Source organism: Thalassospira profundimaris (genome assembly GCF_003326755.1).
Taxonomy (GTDB): Bacteria; Pseudomonadota; Alphaproteobacteria; order Rhodospirillales; family Thalassospiraceae; genus Thalassospira; species Thalassospira profundimaris_B.
Genome location: NZ_JPWH01000049.1, coordinates 1 through 8,195, shown reverse-complemented (window position 1 = coordinate 8,195; position 8,195 = coordinate 1). Strand labels below are relative to the sequence as shown.

3 protein-coding genes are annotated in these 8,195 nt (G+C 51.2%); all 3 read left to right on the top strand.

The window, feature by feature from the left end:
• Positions 1 to 535: 535 nt before the first annotated feature.
• The 3 genes from TH25_RS24225 (at position 536) to TH25_RS24215 (ending at position 8,067) form a co-directional block, all read left to right on the top strand.
• On the top strand, positions 536 to 1,426 hold the full coding sequence (locus TH25_RS24225; RefSeq protein WP_114090816.1) for a hypothetical protein: 891 nt from the start codon (positions 536 to 538) through the stop codon (positions 1,424 to 1,426).
• Positions 1,427 to 1,482: 56 nt separating this feature from the next.
• On the top strand, positions 1,483 to 2,022 hold the full coding sequence (locus TH25_RS24220) for a hypothetical protein (protein ID WP_114090815.1): 540 nt from the start codon (positions 1,483 to 1,485) through the stop codon (positions 2,020 to 2,022).
• 135 nt (positions 2,023 to 2,157) lie between these two features.
• Positions 2,158 to 8,067: a type I polyketide synthase gene (locus TH25_RS24215; RefSeq protein WP_114090814.1), complete on the top strand. Its 5,910-nt coding sequence runs from the start codon at positions 2,158 to 2,160 to the stop codon at positions 8,065 to 8,067.
• Positions 8,068 to 8,195: the final 128 nt, after the last annotated feature.

Genomic DNA, 8,195 nt, shown 5'->3' with positions numbered 1-8,195 from the left:
CGACAGGGGATAAGCGGCAATCTGAAAGCCGCTTCCACTTCGTCAATCGGAAGAAGCGGAACGACAACCGCCCATATGATTCCCAGCTCAAATAAAACCTATAAATGCAACAACTCCTACTGTTTTAGGGGTGTTTCACATTTCGATGATTAATTTCTAAGGTATCCGTCTTGATCAAGCGATCTGGCTTCGGACCCAGGTAAATTTCCTGACAAACCTTCGTCACAATCTAGAAGCGAGTACGTCCTCAATGGCGAACGATCAGCAACAATAACATGCTTGATCTTTCGTGCGTCTTGGCACGCATCAAGGGTTGAGGAATCAGAATGCCAATAAGCCTTCAACTGTAAGATAGTACGGGTGAATCGCTTGTGTTTCAAAGCATCTATTCTGTTGATGCCCTGTGAATGCCAGTAACGCCTTTGAACGAATATCAACTTCGCACTGAAACACAACATCAAGAAAAGCAACTGTCAGAAAATCACGATATTTCGCTTTTTTTGAGCCAACAGATGGCATCCACAGGAGAAATCAAATGCCTTTCGGTCCCCCAAAGAAATTAAAAATCGGCAAGCTTAATTCAGCCACGCCGACCCCGTTCGACAAGGACACACTACGCACCAGCCTGAAAAACATCGGCCTGAGCTGCGCACAACTTAACGATGAAAATCTTGATAGTTATGTGACCAGCGTTAAATCGCAATTGCCCAGTGGGGCAGTTCAGTCCATGGCGATCAAGGCACCGTCAACTAGCCCGTTTGTTGCCAATAACAATCTGGCAGCGACCACCATGCTTTTTGCAGCGGCCGAGCCCGTGTCCAAAATGCATGAATCTGCAACCGGCAACTGGACAATCCCTGACAATAATGATGCCGAAGGGTATGGCCCGAACCTGGAAATTCTTCAGCAGAAAGACCATTTCAACTGGCTCTACGACAATCGGTCGACCAACGGCTTTACCGGCGTTAAAAACTCGCCGCCGGCAACCCAGGGCAATTTCCCCAATGCCGAAGCCATTCAGAAACTGTTTGTTCAGGTCGGCTTGACCGCCTCGTCAACACTGGTGAAGGGGCTCGATAAAACGACGATGACAGCAACTCTGTCAAACGTCATTCAGCCGATCAATGATTCCAACATTGCCAATTACAACGTCACGGACAGCCGTGTAATTGACCTGGTCGACAATTACGACCCGACCACCGGCTATGCCGATGGTATCGGCGTTCTGACTATTTCCTGGCAACTGACCATCGAAGACTACAAACGTAAAAGCAAAGACGGCGGCGATACGCACAAGACCTACCTGAAAATGGATGCCTGGTCGGTGCTTTATAGCGACCCGTCAACGCTGTGCCAGCAATACAGCATGGTACTTGAACATTTCGGAATTGATGCCGCCCAGGCACCGTCCTGCCGCGTCGATTGATGCCACGCCAAAGCATCTGGCAACCATAAACAATCCAATATTTTCAGGAGACTAAAATGCCATTCGGACCTCCGACGAAGCACGAACTGCAAATTTTCGATGTAATGCCCGTTCCCAATGAAACCACCTTCAATGCAGGTGTACCGGCGCAAAGCACGACCGAAGCATCACTTTCGGTCATTCTTTACAGCCCGAACCTCGAAATCATTGCGTCGCTGGACAACACCAAGTCTGACGTTACCAGCAACTATTCCGTGTCAGTGACCAACGGTTTTACCTTTACGACCCAGCAAAGTCTCAGCATCAAAGAATCCGTCGGTGTAGACATTGAAGTGGTGAAGGCATCGGTTGAAACGACATTTTCCCTGTCCTTTAGCGAACAGTGGAACACAACACGGACCCAGTCCATGTCGTTCTCCTGCCCTCCGGGCAAAAAGGCGTTTGTCTATCAAGGCACTCTCATTTCACGCGTGATGGCCCTGAATTCCACGACCGCCCAATACGAATGGTCATCGGCCCCTGGCAAGGCCTTAACACAGGTTCTGGTTACCACAAGCGAACCGATCGGTGGGTCAACGCCGGTAACCTTTAAATAACGGCCCCTAAATAAGAAAAACCACCCGGTAGCATGCCCAAAGGCGCCACCGGGTGGCTTCGTCATTTGCAAATAATGCCCAGGCAGTGACCCTGCCAGCAAACAACCATCTCCCTAAAATGACAGGATCCTGACCATGCAAGAAACCGCAAAAAGCTGCCCGATTGCCATTGTTGGGATGGCCTGCCGTTACCCCGATGCCGATACGCCGCAACAGCTTTTTGAAAATGGATTGGCACAACGCCGGTCTTTTCGCACCATTCCTGCTGGACGTTTGTCATCAGCCTATTTTGATCCATCAGGCAAAAAAGCAGACTGTGCCTATACCAGCCAGGCCGCCGTTCTTGCCAATTTCCACTTTGACCGCAACTGGTTTCGCGTGTCACAGCAAAGCTTTGAAACCACCGACCTGACGCACTGGTTGGCACTTACCGTAGCGCGCGAAACAATTGAAAATATTGCGTTCCGTAAAGGCAAAAAGGTCGTTAGCAACGACAATGTCCGTGTCATTCTTGGTAACACTCTGACTGGTGAATTTTCGCGCGCGAATTTGATGCGCTTGCGCTGGCCCTATGTTGGGGGTGTAATCGAACAGGAATTGCAAAATCACTTTCCCGATCTTTCAAAAGATGATCTGACATCATTCCTTCATAAGCTGGAACAGCATTATAAAGCGCCCTTCCCCATTCCCAACGAAGATACCCTGGCCGGTGGGCTTGCAAACACGATTGCCGGGCGCATTTGCAACCATTTTGACTTCAAAGGTGGCGGTTATACCGTAGATGGTGCCTGCTCATCCTCGCTTATTTCTGTCATTGACGCTTGCAGCGCCCTGGGCAGTAGCGACGTCGACCTTGTCCTTGCTGGTGGCGTAGATCTCAGCCTTGATCCGTTTGAACTGACCGGTTTTTCGCGCACATCAGCACTCGCACGCGATGAAATGCTGGTTTACGACGAAAATTCGCAAGGCTTCTGGCCCGGCGAAGGCTGCGGCATGTTGGCCCTGATGCGCTATGAAGATGCGATCGAACAATGCGAAACCATCCATGCCGTTATTCGTGGCTGGGGCGTTTCATCCGATGGCAATGGCGGACTGACCCGCCCGGAAACCAGCGGGCAGGTCATCGCCCTTGACCGCACCTATCGCCGCGCGGGTTATTCTATTGGTACTGTCGGCTACTTTGAGGGCCATGGCACCGGTACAAAAATCGGTGACGCTGCTGAATTAAATGCCCTGATGCAGGCGCGCAGTGCCGATAACAACATTTTGGTGCCAGCGGTTATCAGTTCGATCAAAGCGAATATCGGCCATACCAAGGCCGCCGCTGGTATTGCCGGTGTATTACGTGCCACCAAGTGCCTTAGTGAAAATATACTGCCCCCAACTACTGCATGCCGTACCCCACACAGCCTGTTTGAGGATAACCGCGCCAAACTGGCCCCCTCCCACCAGGCGCGGGACTGGCACAGCCATGGCGAAGAACGTCGGGCAGCCGTGAGTGCAATGGGGTTTGGCGGCATCAACACACATATTACCCTTTCCGAGGCCCCCCACAACGCACCATCCAAAAATTACATTGCCGGTTCGCGCACCCGTCAGGCGATTGATACCTTTCAGGATAGTGACGTTTTTGTTTTTGCTGCCACATGCCAGAAAGACCTTCTTTGGACCATCAATCACGTTTTAAGTTTCGCCAACAAATGCTCGCGCGCAGAACTAACCGACCTTGCCGATGAACTGGCTCAGCGCGCAGGGCTTACCCCGCAGTTCAACTGGAAAGCAGCCATCACCGCCGACCAACCTGCCGAATTACACCGTAAACTGCTTAAACTTCGCGATCAGATCGACAAGATGAATGCATTGGAAAGCTGGTTTGATAACGAAGATGGCATATTTGCCTCCAGCAAAACAAAAACGGGCAAAATTGCATTTCTTTTTTCCGGCCAGGGTGCCCCGGCGCGCTGTCATGGCGGCATATATGAACGGCGGTTTGAATTCGTCAAAGATACGTTTGTAAATGCCCGCCTCGAAACCTTCCATGATCGCAGCAATACCGATTTTGCCCAACCCGCGATCGCTGCCGCCTCCCTGGCGGGGTTGCACATGCTAGAACATGTTGGTGTAAAAGGTGATTTCGCCATTGGTCACAGCTTGGGTGAACTGGCTGCACTGCGATGGGCAAACGCATATAATGATGCAACCTTACTGGAACTGGCAACCCGGCGCGGTCTTGTTATGGCGGCAGATACAAACGCCTATGGTGCCATGCTGGCTGTTGCAACCGATGAAACCGGCGCCAAACAGGTGATTGCTGGTCGTACCGGGCTTTATATTGCCAATCTTAACGGACCGCGACAGACCATCATTTCCGGGCAAAGCGATGCGATCGCCCGCCTTGCCGGCGACTTGCGTCAGCAAAGTATCGCCTGCACACAGCTTTCCGTTCGTCAGGCATTCCACAGCCCGATGATGGCAAAAACCGCCAATCGGTTTAAAACGCTGCTGGACGATATGGAATTTCAGGTGCCATCACGGCAAATATCCTCAACCGTGCTAGCTTCCCTACTGCCGCACGATGCGGACATTAAATCATATCTGCAAAACCAGATAACCGCGCCAGTCCATTTCATGGACAGTGTTGTTCAAATCGCGCCCCAAACCGACCTTTTCATCGAGGTAGGTCCCGGCAGCCTGCTTGAAAAAATGACAGCTGGCATAACCGATATCCCTACCCTTTCGATTGATATGGGCGCTAACAGCATGATGCCGTTTTTAAAGGCAACGGCAGCCGCCTATATACTGGGTTGTGCCATGAATATCGGCCAGCTCTATCGAGAACGATTCATCCGCAAATTTGACTGGGACTGGACCGCCAGTTTCATCAATAATCCATGCGAAACGCAACCATCCCTTATCCCATCAATCACTGCAGAAAACACCCTTACAGCACCGCCAGAAGCAGAAAATCCACAATCCCTGAATTTCGATGGCACAACAAGGGACCGCGACGGTGTTTTATTCGCCCTTCGTACAATCATTGCCGAACGGACCGGCCTTCCTGCCTGGTCGCTGGAAGAAAGCAGCCGTATGCTTTCCGACCTGCATTTAAATTCAATCACAGTAGGCGAAATTGTTACCCGCCTTGGCACCGCCATCAATGTAAGGCTGTTGGTTGATCCGACCGAATTTGCCGACGGCAAAATTGGCGACATCGCCACGGCCATCACCGACATGGCAAATTCGGGTAATAACAACCGCAATAATCCCACTTTCGCACCCGATGGTGTTGAAAGCTGGGTGCGTTATTTTCACCCTGGCACACAAAAGCAGGACCGACTAACACTCCTTGCAAACCAGCCAGCACTTCCAAATGGAAACTGGGCCAGCTTTGGAAACCAAAGCCCGCTTGCAACACAGATACTAGCCGAATTACAGCACGGCCGGTTTGGCAATGGCGTTTTGCTGTCTATTGATCAACATAGTTATGATCAGGATCTTTCAAGCCTGCTAGATGCGGCAAAACACACCGTCGCGCAGGCAGCGAACAGCCCTGGTGCTTTCCGATTTGTCATTCTGCAGCAGGGCTGGTCTGCCAGCGGCTTTTTCAAATCATTCTTTCTCGAAAACCCGGAAATCGACACACAGGTCATGCACCTGCCCGCTAATCCTGCCAGCAACTTGCCGGTCACCATTCTGGCCGAAATCACCGCCGCTGAACCGGGATATTCAGAAATCTATCTGGATGGCGATGACAACCGTTTCATCCCGGACTTAACGTTAATCGCAAAACCAAACGAAATCCGGACAAACCTTTTATCAACAAACGACACCCTGCTGGTCACCGGCGGCGGCAAGGGAATTAGCGCTGAATGTGCGTTTCAGCTGTCACGGCAAACAGGCTGCGCCTTGCTGGTGCTTGGGCGATCATCGCCGTCAGACAGTGCGGAGCTGATGGCCAATTTGCAGCGGTTTGAAAATGCTGGCATCCGTGTAAGTTATCAACAGGCCGATATCACTCTAAGAGCCTGCGTAAGCGACGCAATCAGGGCTGGAGAGAAGGAACTGCACGCCACTGTAACGGCCGTTTTACATGGGGCCGGCATTAACAGCCCCAAAACAATTGCGACCTTATTACCCGAAGACATTGCCAAAACGGTCAGTCCCAAAATTGACGGTCTTAACAATATTCTCGCAGCGCTCGACACCGCAAAATTGCGGCTGCTTGTCGGGTTTGGTTCCATCATCGGTCGCATGGGGCTGCACGGCGAGGCCCACTATGCCCTTGCCAATGAATGGCTTGCCACAAGCATCGAAAACTTCGCCAAAACCCACCCGCATTGCCATTGCAAAACAATCGAATGGTCCGTTTGGGCCGGTATCGGAATGGGACAGAATATTGGCAGCCTTGATGCCCTGATTGCCCAGGGTATCAACCCGATCTCGATTGATGATGGCGTTTCTGAATTTCTCAACATTATTAACAATGTTAACTTACCGACAAATCTGATTGTCTCAGGTCGCTATGGCACCCCGGCCACCCTGCCCCGAAAACAGCCCAAATCAACAGCCCAGTCTGGCCGTTTCGTTGAAAATATGCGCGTCTTCTACCCTGGGGTTGAAGTGGTGTGTGACTTTACCATCAGTCAGGATAGCGACCCATATTTGCGTGACCACACCTTAAATAGCGAAGCAATTTTTCCCGCCGTCATGGCACTCGAGGCAATGCAACAGGCCATTCGCCCCCTGTCCCGCGACGATATCAACCAGCAAACGTCGTTTCAGGACGTCAAATTCACAAAGGCGCTGGTGATCGCACCAGATAGCGAAACCGTTATTCGTGTTGCAGTGCTTGCCCTAACGAGAAATCAGTATTCCATCGCAATCCGGTCATCGGCCACCGATTTTCAGATCAATCACATCACCGCGACCTGTGAATTGCAGCCGCGAAAAACACCCCCCAGAATTGCCAATGATTTGCTTTTATTGGCAAAAAGCCAGCCTGTTGATGGGCTGAATATGACGCAGGACCTTTATGGAAATGTCCTGTTTCAATCCGGGCGGTTCCAGCGCATATACGCCTATCACCTGCTTGAAGCACGACGCTGCGTGGCACGGTTGGCTGCAAAAAACGTGCAAAACTGGTTTAGCCCGGATCATTCACAAACCCTACTGCTGGGTGATGGGGGCATGCGCGACGCGGCCTTGCACGCTATTCAGGCCTGCATTCCCCATCAAACGGTTATTCCAGTTTCGGTTGAAAATATCGCAATGGGCGAATTGCCCGATGGCGAAGACTGCTTTATATTTGCCACAGAAATTGCAGATAATGGGGACGAGCTGATTTATGATCTGTCGATCTTTGATGCGAGTGGCGCGATCATCGAACACTGGCAGCACCTTAAACTGCGCACGATGGGGGCGCCAAAAGGCTTGACCATATCAGCACTGCCGCTTCTTGCAACCATGATGGAACGTCTGATTGCAGCACACCATATACCGGACACCATTAAAATTAGGCTTTCAGCATACGCCGTAGCAAAAACGACAACCAAAACCGCACATCGCCCAGATGGCAAACCGGAAATGACGGATGATGGCAAATATCAGTCCCGATCCTACGCCAGTAACTGGAAGCTTATTGTCGAAAGCCCGTTTGCCATTGGCTGCGATATGCAGGATATCCTACAAAAACCCGCCGGGGACTGGCAAGCATTACTGGGCGAAACAGCCTTTACCCGCGCCCGCTTTATTGCAGACAACATCAAACTCCCCATAAACATTGCTGCCACAATCAGTTGGACGATCCGGGAAACCCTAAAAAAGCTGGGGCTAAACGCCAGTGCCCCGGTTATTTTCGACCCATCGTCCCACGCGGGTCTAATGATATTTCGCAGCGCTGATACGGTCATTTACGCGACCCACACAACCGCCAGTTCATATCAAACCGGTTATTGTATATGCATCGCGCTTAAGGGGGCAGAAATGGCAAAATCCAGCACGGATAACACCCATGAAGACACGAGGTTGCTTATCGCAACGACATGACAGTGCCTAAAGCATCACTACTGCCCCAACAAAATGGCCCCACGAAACGAGATGTTTCGTGGGGCCAAATAGCTTTATTAGGATAAATAGGCCAATTTAACCCCGGCGCGAGGTCGCGTATTTTTCGG

Bases quoted from the DNA above. Each gene is read 5' to 3' on its own strand.
- TH25_RS24225 (WP_114090816.1), top strand. From the start codon at position 536: ATGCCTTTCGGTCCCCCAAAGAAATTAAAAATCGGCAAGCTTAATTCA.
- TH25_RS24215 (WP_114090814.1), top strand. From the start codon at position 2,158: ATGCAAGAAACCGCAAAAAGCTGCCCGATTGCCATTGTTGGGATGGCC.
- TH25_RS24220 (WP_114090815.1), top strand. From the start codon at position 1,483: ATGCCATTCGGACCTCCGACGAAGCACGAACTGCAAATTTTCGATGTA.